The organism is Micromonospora sp. ATLC16 (assembly GCF_057196645.1).
On sequence record NZ_JBXUOW010000001.1, the window covers coordinates 49,688 to 67,606 of the forward strand.

General features: G+C 68.5%; 10 protein-coding genes. 3 read left to right on the top strand and 7 right to left on the bottom strand.

Annotated elements, in window-relative coordinates; translation table 11 throughout:
• Window positions 1-248 precede the first annotated feature (248 nt).
• The 5 genes from AC2CHE_RS00300 to AC2CHE_RS00320 all read right to left on the bottom strand — a co-directional run bounded on the left by AC2CHE_RS00300 (window position 249) and on the right by AC2CHE_RS00320 (window position 8,445).
• Window positions 249-4,460 carry an NACHT domain-containing protein gene (locus AC2CHE_RS00300; RefSeq protein ID WP_484502833.1) on the bottom strand — a complete coding sequence of 1,404 codons (4,212 nt, stop codon included), beginning with the start codon at window positions 4,458-4,460 and terminating at the stop codon, window positions 249-251.
• Window positions 4,461-4,496: 36 nt separating this feature from the next.
• Complete coding sequence (locus tag AC2CHE_RS00305) at window positions 4,497-5,318, bottom strand: SMODS-associated NUDIX domain-containing protein (RefSeq protein WP_484502834.1); 822 nt, start codon at window positions 5,316-5,318, stop codon at window positions 4,497-4,499.
• Window positions 5,319-5,521: 203 nt separating this feature from the next.
• Window positions 5,522-6,256 (bottom strand): hypothetical protein, encoded by a 735-nt coding sequence (locus AC2CHE_RS00310; protein ID WP_484502835.1) that lies wholly within the window; start codon window positions 6,254-6,256, stop codon window positions 5,522-5,524.
• Between the two features lie 315 nt (window positions 6,257-6,571).
• Entirely contained in the window at window positions 6,572-8,050 is a 1,479-nt protein-coding gene (locus AC2CHE_RS00315) for a tyrosine-type recombinase/integrase (RefSeq protein WP_484502836.1), read from the bottom strand.
• A gap of 2 nt (window positions 8,051-8,052) precedes the next feature.
• Entirely contained in the window at window positions 8,053-8,445 is a 393-nt protein-coding gene (locus AC2CHE_RS00320; protein WP_484502837.1) for a DNA-binding protein, read from the bottom strand.
• Window positions 8,446-10,653: 2,208 nt separating this feature from the next.
• Here AC2CHE_RS00320 and AC2CHE_RS00325 point away from each other — a divergent pair.
• Complete coding sequence (locus AC2CHE_RS00325) at window positions 10,654-11,589, top strand: replication-relaxation family protein (protein ID WP_484502838.1); 936 nt, start codon at window positions 10,654-10,656, stop codon at window positions 11,587-11,589.
• A 482-nt stretch (window positions 11,590-12,071) separates the two neighbouring features.
• On the opposite strand, the gene AC2CHE_RS00330 is transcribed toward AC2CHE_RS00325, so the two are convergent.
• A complete protein-coding gene (locus AC2CHE_RS00330; RefSeq protein ID WP_484502839.1) occupies window positions 12,072-12,740 on the bottom strand; it encodes a DUF6308 family protein in 669 nt (222 codons plus the stop codon).
• A gap of 821 nt (window positions 12,741-13,561) precedes the next feature.
• On the opposite strand from AC2CHE_RS00330, the gene AC2CHE_RS00335 reads away from it, so the two are divergent.
• Window positions 13,562-14,089, top strand: coding sequence for a very short patch repair endonuclease (locus AC2CHE_RS00335; protein WP_484502840.1), 528 nt, complete (start codon window positions 13,562-13,564; stop codon window positions 14,087-14,089).
• Window positions 14,090-14,467: 378 nt separating this feature from the next.
• Entirely contained in the window at window positions 14,468-15,784 is a 1,317-nt protein-coding gene (locus AC2CHE_RS00340) for an ATP-binding protein (protein WP_484502841.1), read from the top strand.
• On the opposite strand, the gene dcm is transcribed toward AC2CHE_RS00340, so the two are convergent.
• Window positions 15,774-17,732 carry a DNA (cytosine-5-)-methyltransferase gene (gene dcm / locus AC2CHE_RS00345; RefSeq protein ID WP_484502842.1) on the bottom strand — a complete coding sequence of 653 codons (1,959 nt, stop codon included), beginning with the start codon at window positions 17,730-17,732 and terminating at the stop codon, window positions 15,774-15,776. The two genes, AC2CHE_RS00340 and dcm, sit on opposite strands and share 11 nt — an antisense overlap.
• Window positions 17,733-17,919: the final 187 nt, after the last annotated feature.

Sequence of the window (17,919 nt, forward strand, 5' to 3'; positions counted from 1 at the left end):
GCCTTTGCACGCAACTGAGGAGTGATGACTGTGGTCAATGAAAATTACCGATCCATTGGCCCGGGCGACGCTCCCTCGAATCGGAAGGGATGGCGGCGCGGTGACTGGGTCCGACGGCGACAGCCCCGGCCAGGTCAGGAGTCTACGGGCGAGGTCGTGCACGTCAACCGGGCTGGCTTGCGCCGACTCCGGGTCCGCTGGGCCGACGGGACCGTAAGCAACGTGTCGGTACGGTCGGTGTTCAAGATCTAGTAAGAGAAGCGTGACGCGGACCCCCGGGCCACCGCTGTCATCGCGGCGACCAAATCGTCATCGGCCCGCTCGCCAAAGGAACTGAGCAGGGCGGTGCTGCGATTAACGGCACCCAGCGCCGAGGTGATCTGGCGGGCCTGCTCAAAGGCTTCCCCTGCCTCGGTGAGGCGTCTGCGCCGCTGTGATTCCTCGATCAGGGCGAGGCCGAAGGAGGCCAGTCCTTTGGCCTCCCAGGCGAGATAGTCGCCGGATTCTCGACCGATGCGCTCGCTGGCGCCGTCCCGCGAGGTGAGGAACGCCAGCCGCGCCCGGTCTCGCATCCGCTGGCGGAACGCGGCGATCCCGAGTAGGCCGTTCGCCCCAACCGCACGATCCCCGCTGTCCAGCCTCGCGCTGACCTCCGCGGCGGCGAGCGCCTCGTCGTCCCGGCCACCGAGGCGCAGGTACGCCAGGCCCAGGTTGAGGTTGGCCTGTCGGATTAGACGCGGATCGCGGGTGCGCACTCCCAGTTCGGCGGCACGCCGGGCCGGTTCGACGGCCTCGCTGGCCGCACCCGAGTCAATTTGAACGGCAGCCTCGCCGTTGAAGCACAGCCCCAGGGCGACCTCGTCCTCGGTAGCCGCTCCGGACGCGATGATGGCACCTTCCCGCAGCAGGGCCAACGCCGATCGTGGCTCACCGATCTGTCCGAGGGCCCAGGCATAGTCAACGAGAAGCAACGGGAGGATCCGGTCGCGCTCCACGGTGTCCGGCAGCGCGCGAGCGTTCGCCAGTGCCGTGCTGAAGGCGCGCAGGGCCTGGGCGTGGTGGCCAGTCCGAGCCAGGCAGAGCGCCAGGTCGGCGCGGACGATCACCAGCTCGCGGCTTCTGCCCAGCATGCGGCATTGCCAGACCTGCCGGCGAAAGAGTCGCGCGGCGCGGCTGAACTCGCCGGCTTCGAAGCGGACGGTCGCCAGCTGGATGTCGAGCATGAGCCGGGCCCCGGGCGCGCCGAACCAGGAGCATTTCTGGCGGGCCTCCGCTAGGTCGACGAGGGCGTCGTCGATGCGTTCTTGCTGTTGCAGTGCCGCGACGATGCGGCGGCGGTTGTTCGCTTCCTCGGTATCATCCCCGATGCGGCCTCGGACCGCACGTCGCCATTCAAGCAGTGCGTTGCTCTGTCCCCAGTGGCGCAGGTGGTAGTCCTCGATGGTGTTCATGACCTGGTACGCGCGACGGCAGTCCCAGGCGCGGATACGAAGGTCGATCTCGCTGAATGCGGGCCGCAGATCGAGCAGACTTCGGACCCGGACCACTGGGCGTTCCTCGAAGTACCTCGCCGCGTGATGCCACATCGCAAAGCGGGTGAAGGGCAGAGGTACCCGGCGGTGGTCGTCGAGATCGCCACGTTCCAAGCCGCGGACGACTCGGTCGCTCTCCGCGGGCGGCAGGAAGTAGTGCCCGTGGTCGTGGTGGGTGACGCGCCGTTCGTGCAGGCCCCGGAGGATCGGGGCGCTGTCGACCCCTGGCACCAGGTCTGCCAGCAGAAAGTCGATCGCCTCCGGCGGGACCGGCCGCCCGTAGACCGCGAGGGCCTGCACGACCCGCTGCTGCGTGCGGTCGAGGTTGCTGAAGGTCGCCTCGAGGAGCGTCGCCTCGACATCCGGCAGAGGCACCCGCTCCAGTTCGTCGAGAAGACGGGGCACCGGTGTGTCCGGCTCCTGTCGCAGCACGCCGACCAGCAACTCAAGTATGCGCGGATTTCCTTGACTCAGCGTGTACGCACGCTGCCGGTCGACCGGCTCCATCCGGTACAGGGCGAGCGCCGCCCCACGGTCGAGCGCGATCAGCAGGGCGATGGCGTCGTCGAACGGCAGTGGATTCATCGGGACGAACCGAACATTGGCTGGTAGGTCGCGGCGGAGCTGCTGCGGCGGTCCGCCCGCGACCGTCAGGACCAGCGTCGTCGTGTGTCCAGGGCGACCGGCCAGCTCCATGACCAGCGCGCCCAGCTCCCGGTCTCGGAAGGCACCGTCGTCGAGCAGGTGTTCCGCGGCATCGAGGATCACCACGACCGTGGTGTTCCGAAGTGCTAGTAGCACCTCGGTCAGCTTCTCGCGCCACTCGACCGGGTCGTTTAGACGCTCCTCGAGTCGTGCCCGGCCCGAACTCTCCGGAAGTGTCCGGGCCAGGTCGGCGAGCACGGTGGCCACGTTGATGGGTCGGTATCCGTCGGCCGAGAGGTAGACCACGGCATCCGCCTCGGCCTCCGCCTCCCGCGCGGCGAGCCGGCGCCGGAGCTCCGCCGCGAACGCCGTCTTGCCCACGCCGGCGGCCCCGTGGACCACGACCACCCGGGTCGAGGCGTCGGCTATTGCCTCCTCTACCCGGTGCTTCTCGGACACCCGATCGTGGAACTCGGCCGCCGGGACGGATGGCGCCTGGTTGACCAGCCGGACGCGGTCGTCCGAGACGGTCTCCTCGGTGAGGTCTGCGGGCCCGGCCGCGTCAGGACGGCGGCCGGCGGAGCCCCGGCGGCGAAGTTCGTCCTCGAGCCGCACCCGCTGCTCACGGTTGTGAATCGCGAGTCTTCGCCGTTGCGCGCCGTCCGCCCGTTGCTCCTCCGCTTCGGTCCGGGACAGCTTCTCCTCGAGCGACCGGCCCACTCTTCCCTGCATCGAGATCTCGGTGATCCGGCCAATGAGATCGGCAAAGCCCTCGTCTCCGCAGTCGAGCACCGGCGCCCCGCGCAGGTCTTCGTGCGGTACCTCGATCCCATCGGTCCGGAAACCGATCAGATCGATGGCGCCGGTCAAGGCCGCCCTGATCTCGCGCTTGCAGCCGGGGTCTATGGCGCTGCGCTCGGAGAGCAGGACCACCACAACGTCCGGACGGCTCAGACCGCTGCGGTGCGACTGGGTGGCCTCATCCCGGTGCCACAGGACGCGAATCGTCCAGTTCAGCGCCCTCGCTCTGACGACGTCGAACAGCCGGTGCTGCAGGTCGTAGGCGGCGGTCCGATCAGCCGCAGCCGACACCAGGGACACGATCACCTGCTCCGGCTTCTCGTCCGTCTCCGGCTCTGCCGGGATCATGTCCCATTCTTCCGCGAACCGTAGGAACTCCGCTCCGGCCCTGGTCGCGACATGAAAGAACCAGCGCTTCACGGCATCGCTGTGGTTCCGGTAGGTGGTGTGCGCCAAGGCGCCGGCGAGCAACGAAAGCAGATACTGCGCCCGCCATTCGACCCGGAAAGGCGCGGGTTGTCCGGCCGCCCGTAGGACGGCCCGGAGGACCTTGCCCGTCTTCTCCGCCCCAGAAGGTTCGCCGGTGCCGGCCAGGAGCAGACGGACCAGATCCTCCGACGCCTCAGGCGTGACGCCGAGCTCGGCCGCGGCGGCCGAGAGGCACAGCGCGACAAGATCGCGGGTCAGCGAAGCGGCCGGGTCGAACGCCGCCAGGTCGACGACCCTGATCTGGTCGGTCTCCAGCGGCAAGGCATCAGGGACGAGGATGTTGCCGCGGTGCAGGTCGCCGTGGCTCAGGCCGTACACGTACTGGATCACAACATGCCGTACGGATAGGCCGGATCGAACCATCGCGATGGGATTGGGCAGCCGGTCAACGCCGACATGCTCGTCCCCGGGCCGCACCAGGCCGCGCTTTTCCGCCCAGCGCTCAATCTGCTCGATCGGCTCTCGCAGTTCGTGGCGGAGATAGTTGTCGACGGCGTCCCGGTCGAGCAATACTCGGTCCGGCCATCGGTCGCCGTTCCACTCGGTCAGGACAAGCCGCGCTACGGCCGCGCAGCCTGCCTCCTGCATCTCGGGAGAGAGCTTGTCGATCGGGCGATAGTCCAGCAGGTCGCCCGCGATGTCCTGGAACATGATGTAGCGCCCGTCGCCCACCTCACAGGGCCGGCCCAACTGACGAACCAGATAACGCTCGGCGAACTCGTTGTTCTGCTCCCAGGCCAGCTCGTGCAGGCCTGTCTCCCACTCCTTGCCCGCCGGAATCACCTTGATGATTTGCTTATGCGAGCGCCAGCCACCGCCGCTGTGCCAAACCTTGAAGAGAATTGCGGTCACCACGGCGCCGGTAAAGCCCGACGCGCTCCACTTGTGGTCCGGCAGCTCGACGATGCCTCCACCGGCCCTGGCCCAGCGCTGCAAGGCCGACGCCACCTCCGTATCCAGGAACGCGGCGAGCGGATCAATCGTCGGCGCCATCCGGTGCCGCCTCCTCCCAAAATGTCGGTCGCAGGGTCAGCGCAGGGCGGGCAGGTCTTCATGGATCCGGCGCGTGCCCAGTAGGAACGCCGACTGCGGACTGATCAGGAACTGCTCGCGGCGACCCTCCTCGATATCGGCGATCCGGGCGAGCACGATCTCGGTCTCCGACACATCGCGTGCCAACTCCAGCATGCGGCGCCGCAGCTCGACGGCTTCGGGCGAGTCGAGGATCGGGTCGTATACCTCGAAGGACCGCATCGTGCGGTGCTGCTTGCCCGGCGTGGGCCGCGGCCCGTCGACGACCGCTCTGACCAGCTCGAACCGCAGCTTGTCGGCCAGCGGGGCCAGTTCCGGGTACCCGGCCTCGGATAGTTCCTCGCGCAGCTCCCGCCGCAGGCACTCGGGACCGGACTCGCGGCCGGCACAGCGGTCGTACCAGCGTAGAAAACCGATGCCATGCCGGGCTGGGACAAAACCACGCAGGTCGCGTCTCATCGTCGCCTCGCGGCCAGCCGGGCGCTGCTCGACGAACCCCACTGCGTCGAGGGCTCCGCGCGCCTCGTCGGTGTACTTGACCACCCCGCCCGGCGGCCCGTACACGCTCGGCCGTAACGGATGGTGGATCAGGACGTAGCCGTCGTCGTCCTTGATGCGCAGCAGGGCCGCAACCGACACACGCAGCCGTCCAGACGTCAATGTGGTCCCCAGCAGTCCGAGGTGCTTGCGGTGCCGCAGGACCAGGCCGCCGGCTGCGAGCAAGGCGGCCGTGATCAGACCAGCCACGATGTTGACGAGCATAAGGCCCTCCCGCTCGCGACTACACAGTGCCGCGACCTCGATGCTGTCGGGTGACATCGGCTCTCGTCAACCTTCGTCAGTCGCTTGCTCAGACGCGCCGGCCAGCGGTGATCAATTCGCGCTGGAGAACCGCGGGGTCGATCTGGAGCGGATCGACCGGTGGTCGATGCGGTCGACGCCTTCCTCCTGCCTTCAGTGAGGCGTTCGGCGATACGGTGGCGTGGGCGCGGACATCGCGGCTTCGGTGCAGCTGTGCGTGGTCACGTCGTTGGAGAACGCCCCTCTTCGTCGGGTGGCGGGTTCTTGGCAGCGCGTCGGACAATGTCCTCGGCGTCGAAGGTGACATCGGCGACGATCTCGTAGTCGGCGACGCGGGCGCGTAGTGCCGCGAGTCGGACTGCCGCCTGTTGTAGGCGTCCGCCTTCTACGTCTAGCGCGGCGAGCAGGTCAGCATCGTCGATCCACGTCCGGATGCCGTCGACTTCGTCTTCTTCGTCGGAGTCCGTGGGGTGCGTGGTTCCTAGCGTGCTGGCCATCCAGTTCAGTAGTTCGACCTGGGTGTCGAGTGCCACGCACGGTTCACCGCTGCGGAAGGCGTCAACGGCGCGTTCGTAGGCGGGTGCCGGGACGACCATCGCTGGTACGCCGGGTGCGTCGTGAGCGACGATCACCGCGGCCAGTTCAACCGCCGGGGTGACGGCTATGGACTCGCAGACTTCGTCGCCGTCGTCGACCTCGACGGGCTTGTCCGGATGATCAAGGGGTATCGCTTGGGCCGTGGTGATGGTGCGCTGCTGTGTGGGGTCCGTCGGCGGGCGCGGATCCATGCGAGTGCTGCTGGCGATGGTGATCGGAGTGTCGGCGGGCAGCCGCTGCATCAGTTTCGCGAGCTGGCCGGCGGTGCGGATCTCGATGGTGTGGTCAACGAGGGCTTCGTGTACCGCTGCGAAGGCAGCGGCCTGCCGTTCTTGGAATTCCTGCCAATTGCTGGTCATGACGTTTCTCCGGGAGTTGTCGTCGGTGTTGGTCCTTGTAGGTGCATGGGGTGACAGGCCGGCAGGACAGCCGACCTCGATCAGGATCGCGTCGGGGCGTTCGGCAGGTAGTCGGGCCACGATGTCTACCGCCGCCTGCCGGCGAGTCGCCGCCGGTCCAGGGACGGCTGGGCGCGCGGGCCACTAAATTGGCGGGCCGTCTGCGCTCCGTCCGCCGCTCGCGTCCACGGCGGGAGTCGTGCAGCGAACGGAGTCGTGCTCGACGGCGAGGGTGGCAGCCCTCGGGCTGCCACCCGTCTGGCGAATGTTGTCCGTCTACGCGGCCCGTTTCCGCCGGCGGGGAAGTAGATTCGCGGCGGCTTCGGCCTTGGCGCGTTCGACGTCGAGTTCGGCGATGACGGAGGTGTAGACGTCGGTCATGGCGGCGGAGGAGTGGCCGAGGAGTTCCTGGATGTCTTTGAGGTCTGCGCCGGCGGCTTTGAGGTAGGTGGCGGCGCAGTGGCGTAGGTCGTGTAGTCGGATCGGTGGTAGGTCGGCGTCGCGGACGAGGTTCTCGAATCGGTCGGTGACGGTGTTGGGGTGCCAGGGTTGCCCGTCGGGTTGGACGAAGAACAGTCCGGTGTCGGGCCAGGCGTGGCCGGCGGCGAGTTTCCACTTGGCGCGGCGGGCGTGGTGGGCGCGCAGCACGGTGCGGGTGATGCTGGCCAGGGCCATGATCCGGTTGCCGGACTCGGACTTGACCTTCTTGATGACGGGTGTGTAGCCGTGGGTGGCCATCTGTTGGGTGACGCTGATCAGGCTGTTGTCGAGGTCGACGGCGGTGTCGGTGAGTCCGACGGCTTCGCCTCGGCGCAGGCCCCGGTGCAGGATCAGCGTGAACAGTGGGTAGAGGGCGTGGTCGTGTTCTTCGGCGTGGTCGAGGAACGCGCCGGCCTGCTGGGGGGTCCAGACCATGACGGGGCTGGGTCGCTCACCGGTGTCGCGCCACCGTTGGACGGCGTTGGCGGTCCAGACGCGGGCTTTGGGGCGTACGCCGGAGGGCAGTTCGATATGGGCGGCGGGGTTGAAGTCGATGAGCCGGTTGTTGCCGCGACGGATGGCGTCATTCAGTGCCTTACGAAGGGTGGCGCGGACGCGGTGCATGCTGGCCGGTCGGGTGGTGCGCAGGCCGCGGACGCTGGCGCGCACGGCGGGGTCGTCGCTCTGGCGGGCGACCTCGATGGCGGTGCTGCGGTCGGCGATGGCGGTGAACATTGCCTCGATGTGCTCCACCCGCAGTTTGACCAGAGGGATAGCGCCAAGGTGGGGGACCAGGTGGGTGCGGATGTGCGACTCGTACGCGAGCATCGTGTTGGGTTGGACGCTGCGCAGGTTGCGGCGCGACTCCAGCCACGACTGCAGGTATTCGCCGACGGTGGTGGTGACGGTGGCCGGTAGGCCGGCGCGGACCCGGCGGGCGATGGTGTCGCGGTCCGGTAGCGGGGCGCCGGAGGCGACGGCGAGGAGCAGGTCGGCGATCTCGGCGGCGACGGCCGGGTCGTCGCTGGCGAGGGCGAGCAGGGCTTTGGCGTGGTCGCGGTCGGCGGTGGCGGCGTCGCGGGTGTCGAAGGTGCTGCGGCGCAGCTGCCGGCGCGACTTGCCGGGGTGGGCGGGCAGTTCGAGTTGGTAGGCCCACCGGCCGTGGGCGGAGCTCCACGCCCCGCTGGGCCGGCGCAGCTGCGGGCAGCGGTTGCCGAGTTTGCGGCCGTCGCTGTCGCGGCAGGAGCAGCGTTTGAAGACGGATCCTTCCGCCATGGTCAAGTGTTCCCTTCGGTCGGGGAGTGCGGCAGCCGGGCGCTGCGGATTCGGTACGGGGTGATCGACGCGTGACTTCCGCCGGCGGTCAAGTCGTCGTCGGGCGGTCCGGTCGAGGACCCCGGGTCGTCGGCGGGTAGGTGCAGGGCGGTGAGGATGGCCGCGACCGGTACGCGGTAGCGGGTGCCGAACCGCAGCACCGGGACGGGGAACCGGTCGCGTTTGGCCAGGTCGTAGGCGACGGACCGGGACAGCCCGAAGATTCGGGCGGCGGTGCCCAGGTCGGTGACCGCGCCCAGGGCGCGGATCCGCTGCGTGGTCCAGGTGTCGTGGGAGCCGTCGCCGGCTGGGCGGGTAGGAGTCGCGGGGATGGGTTGCTGGTCGGGGGTGCTCATCGTGCGGTGGTCCTTCCGGTGATCAAGACAGGAGCGGTGACGGTGTCGCCGGGCGTGGGCGGCTGGTCGATCCGGCAGTAGCCATCGGCGCGGAGATGCCGGCGGCGTCCGCGCCGTGGCCCGGGCGGCGGCGGTGGATCGTTGAGCAAGCTGAGTGGTCGCGACACGGACGAAGGTGGTTCCGGGTTAGCGGGCTGGACAGGTGCCGTGTGGCCCGAGGTGGTGCTCGTTCACGGTGATGTCGACCGCGCCGGGCGAGTCGTCCCTGACACTTGTAAACCCGCGTTTGTGTGCCCTGGCGAACGCCTGCCTCACTCACAGCCGCTCACAGCGACTCACAGAGCCGCCGTTCAACCGCTGACTCTGGTCCGCGCCACGCACCGCACCTGGTGCCAACGCACCCGCCCGAGGCACAGGCAGCGGTAATCGTCGATCTTGTAGCGGGCGCCTCGCGGTCGGAAGCGACCCCTGATGTCGCGCCCGATGACATGCCGGCGACCGCGCGAACGTGTCACACGACCGTGGCCGCGGCGGGCGTATTGACTCATATTCATCGATGTCAAGGATTGCTGGCGGACACGTGACACCGCGAGGTGCGCGCCACTGCCGGCGGGCCTTCGGTCGTTCTGCCCGCGCCGGCGCAGTGGCGTCACACCGGTGCCGCTGGCGCTGGCGCAGGTGCGCCCCGTGGCCAGCCGGAAGTCAACGGAGACCCGTGTCGCGCGCGCATCCCGACTGTCAATGCCCTGCTCAGCGACCGCGCCGGACAGAATGTCAACGACTGGTGTCGATGACACATGCCACCGCTCGGACATCGTCTTGCGGCACACGTTGACACGCCCCATCTAGTTGCGAACAACGCCTACGTACGCGATGTCAATCGCTGAGCGTGGATGGATGAAACCTGCGGTCGACGGGCGTGTCCGGATACGCGACGCGGTGCCGCTGTCGGCGGCTCTGCCATTTTGTCCGTGGCCGCGGCACGCTGCGGCGGACAACATGTCAATCGAAGGGCGTCGTTGACATCGTATGGTGGCGCGGCACCGGCTCGGGCGCCGCAGTTGGCCTCCCGCATCTCCCAAGGTGCGACGGCGCCTGGCGTGAATGAGGCGCTGCATCATGTCCCCAGGTGAACAGGCGGCGTCACCGTGGCCGAGACCCCGGGTCACTCCTCCCCGCGCGGCTCGTGCGCGCGAAGCGCCGGCGGGTACGTCCCACCGGTCCGTTGACAGCGACGTTGAACCGCGGTGGACCCCGTGACCAGGGACGGCTCATCTTCGGCGGCACGGGAGTCGGTCGCTGTGAGCCGCTGTGAGTCTTTGTGAGTGGCTGTGAGTCGCTGTGGGTGCCAGGGTGTAGGGCTCCGGATAGCCCGTCGTCTCGCGCTCTCGCGCCGGGGCCGCACGCACTCACAGCCCTGGTCAGGGGCCTGTAGGAACGTGGGCCGGCTGTCGGTCGGCGCGGGGCGGCGCAGCGCTGTGAGTGGGTGTGAGTCGGACAGGCGTTCGCCAGCGCACACAAACGGCGGTTAAATAAGTGCAAGCGCAGTGCGGCCCCCGATCGGGCGTACGTCGTGACGGCTGTCCCGGATTGCGGGGCCCGTCTATCCGGCCGCGCCGACCGTGGTCATGCCGCCCAAGCGGTCGTCCGGGCGCGGTACCGGCTCGCAGATCCGCTTCCTTACGGGGCGCGATCGTCGATCTGGCCGCTTCGCGGGCCGGGTAGGAAGTGACCTGCGGACCTGGTGTCATCGCGTCATTCGCTGGCCCGTCGCGGCGGCGCCGGGGCTACCGGCCAGATGGCGCATCGCCGGGGATGGCGTGACTCGGGGTCCGCGGGCGGCGGGAGTGTGCCACCGACGGCGGGACTGTCCCGCTGTCGCCAGCCTGGCCGATGGGACGGGGCCCCCGTCGACGGAACAAGGTACCCGCTGGACTCGCGGGATCGAGCGGCCAGCTCGTCTCTCACACGCCTCCGGCCGTTTGCCGCTTCTCGGCCGGCCCTCGCAGTAATCAACGGCCCGGTGAACCGTGCCGAGGTCAGTTGCGGCGTCAGTGCCCGCCTCCGTTGCGGGGTCGTCCTTGAACCTGACCCCGCAACGGACCCCCGGTTCCGCTCACACCGCAGCACACGCCGCCATTGATCAGATCCGTCCCAGCTCAGAGAGACCTTCCGGTCTCTCCCTCACCCCCGCAGGAGCCACCAACCATGTCCGATCAGATTCTTCGTGCCCAGTCCATGCTGACCGCCCGCGACCACGTCCTGCTCGGCTGGCTGGCCGACCACGGCGTGCTGACCACACCGCAGGTCGCCCACGCCCTGTTCCCGTCGCTGGACTTCGCCCAACGCCGGCTGCGCCGGCTCCACGATGTCGGCGTCATCGACCGGTTCCGGCCGCTGAAGACCGACGGCGGCTCCTACCCGTACCACTGGGTCCTGGACCAACTCGGCGCGGAACTCGTCGCCGTGGACCGCGACCAGCCACCGCCACGGCCCAGCCAGACCAAGGCCCGACGCCGCCGCTGGACCGTCGCCCGTCTCCTGGACCACCGGCTCGGCGTCAACCAGTTCTTCACCGACCTCGCCGGCCACGCCCGCACCCACCCCGACCACCAACTGCGGCGGTGGTGGCCGGAGGCGCGCTGCGCCGACCTCGGTGTCTTCGCCAACGCCGACTCACACGTCGCACTCCAGGTCAGTCCCGCCCCGATCCATCCCGACGGCCACGGCATCTGGAAGGCCGGCAACCGGCAGGTGCCGTTCTTCCTCGAGTACGACACCGGCACCGAACCCCTGACCGAACTCGTCCGCAAACTCGACGACTACCACCGGATGGCCCGCTGGGGAGGGCCGCAGTGGCCGGTGCTGCTGTGGCTGCACTCCGCCGAGCGCGCCCACCACCTGCACCAGCGACTGGCCGAGCAGACCCTGTTCGCACCCGTGGTCACCGCCAGCCGCGACCACGCCACCCAGGCCGCCCTCGGCCCCGCCGGACCGCTGTGGCAACTGCACGGCCATCACGGCCTGCTCACCCTGGCCGACCTCGCCGACGCGCTGCCCTACCTGCAACACCCCGACCACGGGCCCGACGCGTTCGGCCATCCCTTCGCCCCACGCCGGAAGGCCGGGCCGCCGCAAGGCTAAACCCGCACACCGCCGTCCCGGACGCCCCTCGACGACAGGACGCGCGACGCATCGAACCCTGTCTCCGACGTCGGTAGACAGCGACACGTGACGACCCCGTCGTTGTTCGCGGCTTGCGGCGATCCGAACGCGGAGCCGCTGAGCCGACACCACAACCCCCGGAACCACATTCGCAGCGCAGCGCCGCGGCGAACGTGACCCCACCGGGTGACCGCACCGCCGCCGCCCTCATCCGGCCCAGGCCGGCCGAGGGCAGGCACTCGCATAAGCTGGCAAAGCCAGCGACGGCGTGAATTCGACCGGCCAGCTCCCGACGCCAGAACTCGCCCCCCTCGGGCGACCACTCGCGCCTGGCGTACCCGATGTCGATACTCGAGCAGCCGACGAGGCGAGACAACTTGGCCTTCCCAAGGCGCACGTCAATCGTGTCCATCGCCGCCCAGCTGCCCGGGACGACGCAATGGCCGTCGCCGGCCGATTCATCATCCCAGTGACACAGTGCCAAAGCCCGGGCATGCCCGGGCTTGGTGCTGCCGGTGGTGCCGCATCCAGAGCACCACATCGAGCACCCGCAGTACTCGCACCGAGGCCGGAATACCCGCACGAACGTGCAGGGCGGCCAACTCGTGGCGCAGCTTCTCGTTGTCCATGGCGAGTTGGCTGTGCAGCTTGCGCCACACGTGGTCCGGTTCACCAACCTGACAGCGGATCACCCGGTCGTACACCGGGATCAGGCCTGGGCGCTTACGGGCTAGCAGCTTGCCGGCTATGACGTAGTCGACGCCATGTTGCTGCGTGAGTAGCGTCCAAGCCTGAGAGGCGGGTGAGCCGTGGGTGATCAGGCCGGCCGCTGCGGGGGTACCTATCTCGACCGCGACATCGATGTTCGCCAGCAGCTTGGTGATTCTTTGGCCGAGGTCGCCCTCAATAAGGTCAATCGCTATCTCAGCGGGGAGTCGGACACCGAGCATCTGCACGGCGACGAGGTCGTCGGCGGTGATCACGTGGCGGGTGGCGACCTGGTCGCCACCGCCCCCCAACGCTTCGAAACGCCGTCCGGTGTACCGCTGCGAGCCCTCCTCGGCGAGGTAGCGCCGGAGGTGGTGCTCGGCTTCCGGGTTGCTTACGGCGTCGAGCAGGCTGGCGGGCATCCGCGCATCGTAGCGGCGAGTGTAGGCGACGCTTGCCGTGTGCCGTTCGCGCTGGACGCATGGGCTATTCCCGGGGCGCGGCCGGGTCGCGGAGGATGACAGGGTGACGACGATCGAGTCAGTGTGGGAGCGGATACGCGGCTGCGCCGGGCAGGAATTCCGGACGGTGAGCGGTCTGCCCTTCACCTACCGGGTACCCGGGAACTATCTCCGAGTCGACAGGACCAACAGGAACCTGTCCCGTACGAACTTTGCCAAGGCTCTGCCGCGCCTGCCCGCAAATGGACCGGGGCAGCTGGCCGGGCGCCAAGGCGCTTCCTACACCTGGGCAATCCTCATGGACCCGCGGATTCGGCAGAGTGACTGGTGAGGAACTGGGCAACTCGCGTATCACACCAGGTGCGAGTACCGCCGGATATTTGGTGAGGTGGTCGACTGCTGCCGTCAACACGGGGTGATGTTGGTGGGGTCGGTTGGGCGCTTGGCGGGCGTGCACAGGCGCGGACAATGCTGGGTAGTGGTGGGGACAAGATCATAGAGGCGCCGGCCATCGGGACCGTGACGGGCATCGAGCAACACAACCGGCCGTGCTGAGACGATCACAATGCGGGTGCATCAGTTGTGGGACGGAGTCGGCGAGCCCGGCTCAGATGCGCGTCGTCTCGGGCGAAGGTCTTCGGCCTTGGAAATCGCATGTATCACTGGGAGCGGCATCTGGGCCCTCCATTCAAGGTCCGTTGAGGCGCAGCGGGTGAATGACTGGTAGACAAGGTGAGCCCTGACCGCGGGTTGGAAAGCCCTCGAGCGAGGTAACGACTGTGATGACACGTTCGGGCGGTGGCTCCCCACCGTCGGGGGCTGGTTCTGGAACCTGGGTGGCCACAGCCCAGGGATCGCATCTACGAGGACGGCGTACACGAGACACCGCGCCCGAGATGGCGTTGCGCCGCGCCGTGCATGCTCTCGGCCTTCGATTTCGCCTGGGGCGAACCCTGTTCAACCGGTGCCGACCGGACCTCGTGTTTCCGGGTACGCGCGTCGCGGTGTTTGTCAACGGGTGCTTCTGGCATGGATGTTCGCAGCACGGGCCTTCCCGGTTCCGAGGTCCCAACGCCGAGAAGTGGGCAGCGAAGATCGCCACGAACAGGGCACGTGATCAGCGGGTGGACAACGAACTGGTAGAGGCCGGGTGGCGGGTGCTCAGGGTGTGGGAGTGCGAGGTGCGCCGAGGGGCTGGGGAGGCGGCGGGTCGGGTTGCCGTCGAGGTTCGGGGCCGGTCGTGCGCGGACAACACCCCCGCGAGTCCGGCCGCCCGGACAACCGCCGGTCAGAACCCTGCTTCCGGCTGACGTGGCTGGCTCCTGCATCCCGGAAGCTGCACAGCCGTTCCGCCTACGGGCGGCGAGCTGGGTGCGCCACCGTTCGCTGTCCGTCATATCCGTCTTGCCTACCCGTTCAACCGGCCCCCGCCGGACGCCCTGGTCGTACCCTTGTTCTAATCTGGCCGGCATGTTGAGGGGAGACACCGTCATACGTTGGGAGCGTCTGATCCCCTCTGTCGACGGGGAGCACGTTCGCCGGAAATTCATCCCAGTTCGGGCTAACGCGCGGCCTTGTTTCCGGGTCACGAGTGAGCATTCGGCGCACCGCCGTGCGTCCCGTGACGTGGGTTGCGGGAGAGTGTGACATCCTGGTCCCCGTCGTCGTTGTCGAACGGAGGAAGCGTCGTGAGCGTGCGAAACCTGTACAGCGTGGCGCCGTCTGCTGCGCGGTTGACCGACTCGCTGCGTGACATCGGTTACGACTTCCCGACCGCGGTGGCCGACGTGGTGGACAACAGCGTCGCCGCGGGCGCGAGTCGGGTCGAAATCGACGTCGTGTTCGACGGTTCCGACTCGTGGGTGATGATCTCCGACGACGGCGAGGGCATGAGCGCCAACGGCTTGCTGGAGGCGCTGCGCTACGGCAGCCGGCGCGACTACGGTCGCGGAGACCTGGGTCGGTACGGGCTGGGGTTGAAGACCGCATCCCTGTCGCAGTGTCGGTCCTTGACGGTGGTTAGTCGCAGGAGGGCGGACACGGCCCGCACGGTGTCGCGGATGATCGATCTCGATCTCATTGCCGAGGTGGATGACTGGGTCGTCGCCGAACCGGCGGACGACGAGCAGGTCGCCAAGGCCCGCGAGACGGTGGCGGACGCGGGGGGCACCGTGGTGCTCTGGCGCGGACTCGACCGGGTCCTGCCGGAGCGTAAGCCGGAGGGCGGTTGGGCACGTCGCCGGTTGGAGGCGTTGGCGAGCAGAACTGCCGACCACCTGGGTACGGTTTTCCACCGCTTCCTCGAGGGCGAGGTCGGTGATGGCCTCGTGATCACCGTCAACGGCGAGAAGGTCCGGCCGTGGAACCCGTTCGCCCCGGACGAGCCGGCCCGGGAGGTGCTCCCCCCGCTGCGCTTCGAGGTCACCGTTGGTGAGGCTACCGGCACGGTAGGGCTACAGCGGTACGTCCTGCCGTCCCGTGACCAGTTCACCTCTCAGGCGGAGTTCGAGCGGCTGTCGGGCCCGCTGAACTGGAACCGTCAGCAGGGCCTGTACGTCTACCGCGCCCAGCGATTGGTCCAGTGGGGCGGCTGGAACGGGATGCGGGGCATCGACGAACACACGAAGCTCGCGCGGGTGGCGCTGGACTTCGACACGGACCTCGACGTGGTGTTCAACATCAACGTGGCAAAGATCAGGGTGGCGATGCCACCGCAGCTGCGTCAGCTGATCGAACGCCCTGTGCACGAGCTGTGTATGCGTGCGGACGACGCCTACCGCAAGAACTCGCGCAGTGCCTCCGAGGGCCCGAAGGCGGCTTCCGAGCAGTTGGCCGCGCTGTCTCGCGGCGAGGCGTCGGGGGTGACGCCGCCCATGCCGGTTGTCGGCTTGGCGCTGCGCGCCGCTGCTATGCGTGCCGGGGAGTACGCGGCCCTGCAGCGCATCGGTGAGAGGTTGCGGGCCGAGGCCCCTGACGTCGCCGCCGCGCTCGGCTTCAGGGACTGACCACCGGCTGCCGTTCGGTCCGACTGCCCCGTTTGGCTGCCTCGCTGCATGCCTTGTTGAGGGGACAGCGTGGGCAGGCAGGGTCGGTGGGGCGGCAGACGGAAATGGCAAGCTCGATCAGGCCGAGGTGTGCCCGCCGTGCGTCGGTGTCATCGCCGATCATTCGGGCGACGGCCAGACGCCCGGCGGTCATCCTGTGGCTGCGTTCGACGTGCTCGCCGGTGAAGCGGGCGGCGACGCGGTGGGTGCCCTTGGTGATGAGCACGGGTTCCTCCGCGTTGTCCTCGTCGCGCGTTGGGATTGCGAGGACGGCGAGGTCGATTACCGAGGCGTCGACCCCGCGGAGGCTGTGGATCTTGTCGTCATCGAGCAGGTCCGGTTGCGAGGTGAGCGTGCGCGCCAGTTCGAGCAGCCGCTCGGCGCGGTGCTCGCGGTTGATCCACCGCCCGATCTCGATGAGTTCGTCGCCGGCGTCGACGGTGTCCTGCGGCTGCTCCCATCGTTCGAGCAGTGACCAGAGGATTCGGACCTGCTCGGGTGCTGCCCGGTCGAGTAGCATCTCCGCGGAGATAACCTGCCACCGTGTCCGGGCGCGCAGCCACGGGAGGGCCGGCTCACCGAGGTCGTCGAACCAGGTGGCGAGGGCTTGGGCGATGTCGCGGCTGCGGTAGGGAACTGGCCTTGGGGCGTCCAGCGCCGTCATCACGGCCCGCCCCAACTGGGTGCCGAGCGCCGGGGGTACGGCGTTGCCGATCTGGCGGAACGCGGCCGACGGTGGGCCGGCGAAGCGGAACCAGTCGGGGAAGGTCTGCAGCCGCGCGGCCTCACGCACGGTCAGTGTGCGGTCCTGTCGGGGATGGATGTACCAGTAGCCGTCCTTGGCGATGTGCGCGGTGATGGTACGGGAGTAGGTGTCCTCGCTCAGGCGCTTGTACTTGTCGTCAAAGATGTCGTCGCGGTAGCGCTTCACGTCCTCCGGTAGGTCCGAGTACCGGGTGCCGGCGTCCATCATGTCGAAGGCGCGCTGGTCGTCCTCGCGTACCGGTCGGGTGATGTGGTCGAAGACCTTGCCCGTGTCCGCCGGTGCAACACCCTGACGCATCTGCTTCTGGAAGGCGAATCTGGGACCGGCGTAGTCGGCCCAGCCGTCCGCGCCGCCCTCCGGCCTCCAGCCGCCCTCGACCTCGGGTAGGTCGCTGATCGCGTTCCACACCGATACCCGGTCCGGTACCTCCTGCGGCCAGTCGAAGGCGATCCCGTCCCGCAGTGCGACCAGGATCAACCGCTGGCGGAACTGCGGTACGCCGTAGCGCAGGGTGTCGACGACCCGTTCCTCGACTGCGTAACCGATCGACTCCAACTCGTGCACCATGGTGCGGAGGATGAACATCTCCCGGTCGAGTGCCATGTCGGGGACGTTTTCCATGATCACGGCGGCGGGTCGGGCCAGCTGGATGACCTCCAGGAACGAGCGCCAGAGGTCCCGACGTTCGTCGTGTGCCGGACGGAGGCCGTGGCGGACCTGGTGACGGATCAGTGAGCGGCCCGCCCGGGAAAAGGGCTGGCAGGGCGGGCCGCCGGCCAGCAGCTCGATCCCCGCCTCCTTCACCAGAGCGGCGATCCGCCGGACGTTGGCGGACTCTCCCAGGTCGCAGTCGAGGGTGAGGCCCGGGTAGTGGTGACGATGCGTCTCGACGGACTCTGGGTCGCGGTCGGCCGACAGGACCACACGAAACCCGGCCTCGGTGAGGCCCAGACTCAGGCCACCTGCACCACTGAACAGGTCCGCCGCCAGCCGCTCACCCCGCTCACGGCAAGCTGCGGCGAAACGCAGGAACTCGTCGTCGTCCCCGCATGCCTCGGGGTGTGGCGCAAGACGGACGAACGGGCCTCGCACGAGCTTGACGCCGTAGCCTGCCCGACGTCGGTCGACGGTATCGTCCGTCACCTGTGTTACCTCCCCGATCGATCAAAACGCCCTGCGCAGGTTACCTCTGTGGCCCGATGCCGTACGTCGGCTGCCCCGGCGTTGCCACGACGGCTTGGCCGACGGATTCGAAGAGACTCGTTGGGCTAGACGGAATGAGCGGACCGCTTGACCGGGCCGGGGCCTCACTCGCAAGTTGGCGTGGATT

Bases quoted from the DNA above. Each gene is read 5' to 3' on its own strand.
- AC2CHE_RS00300 (WP_484502833.1), bottom strand. From the start codon at position 4,460: ATGGCGCCGACGATTGATCCGCTCGCCGCGTTCCTGGATACGGAGGTG.
- AC2CHE_RS00305 (WP_484502834.1), bottom strand. From the start codon at position 5,318: ATGTCACCCGACAGCATCGAGGTCGCGGCACTGTGTAGTCGCGAGCGG.
- AC2CHE_RS00310 (WP_484502835.1), bottom strand. From the start codon at position 6,256: ATGACCAGCAATTGGCAGGAATTCCAAGAACGGCAGGCCGCTGCCTTC.
- AC2CHE_RS00315 (WP_484502836.1), bottom strand. From the start codon at position 8,050: ATGGCGGAAGGATCCGTCTTCAAACGCTGCTCCTGCCGCGACAGCGAC.
- AC2CHE_RS00320 (WP_484502837.1), bottom strand. From the start codon at position 8,445: ATGAGCACCCCCGACCAGCAACCCATCCCCGCGACTCCTACCCGCCCA.
- AC2CHE_RS00325 (WP_484502838.1), top strand. From the start codon at position 10,654: ATGTCCGATCAGATTCTTCGTGCCCAGTCCATGCTGACCGCCCGCGAC.
- AC2CHE_RS00330 (WP_484502839.1), bottom strand. From the start codon at position 12,740: ATGCCCGCCAGCCTGCTCGACGCCGTAAGCAACCCGGAAGCCGAGCAC.
- AC2CHE_RS00335 (WP_484502840.1), top strand. From the start codon at position 13,562: ATGACACGTTCGGGCGGTGGCTCCCCACCGTCGGGGGCTGGTTCTGGA.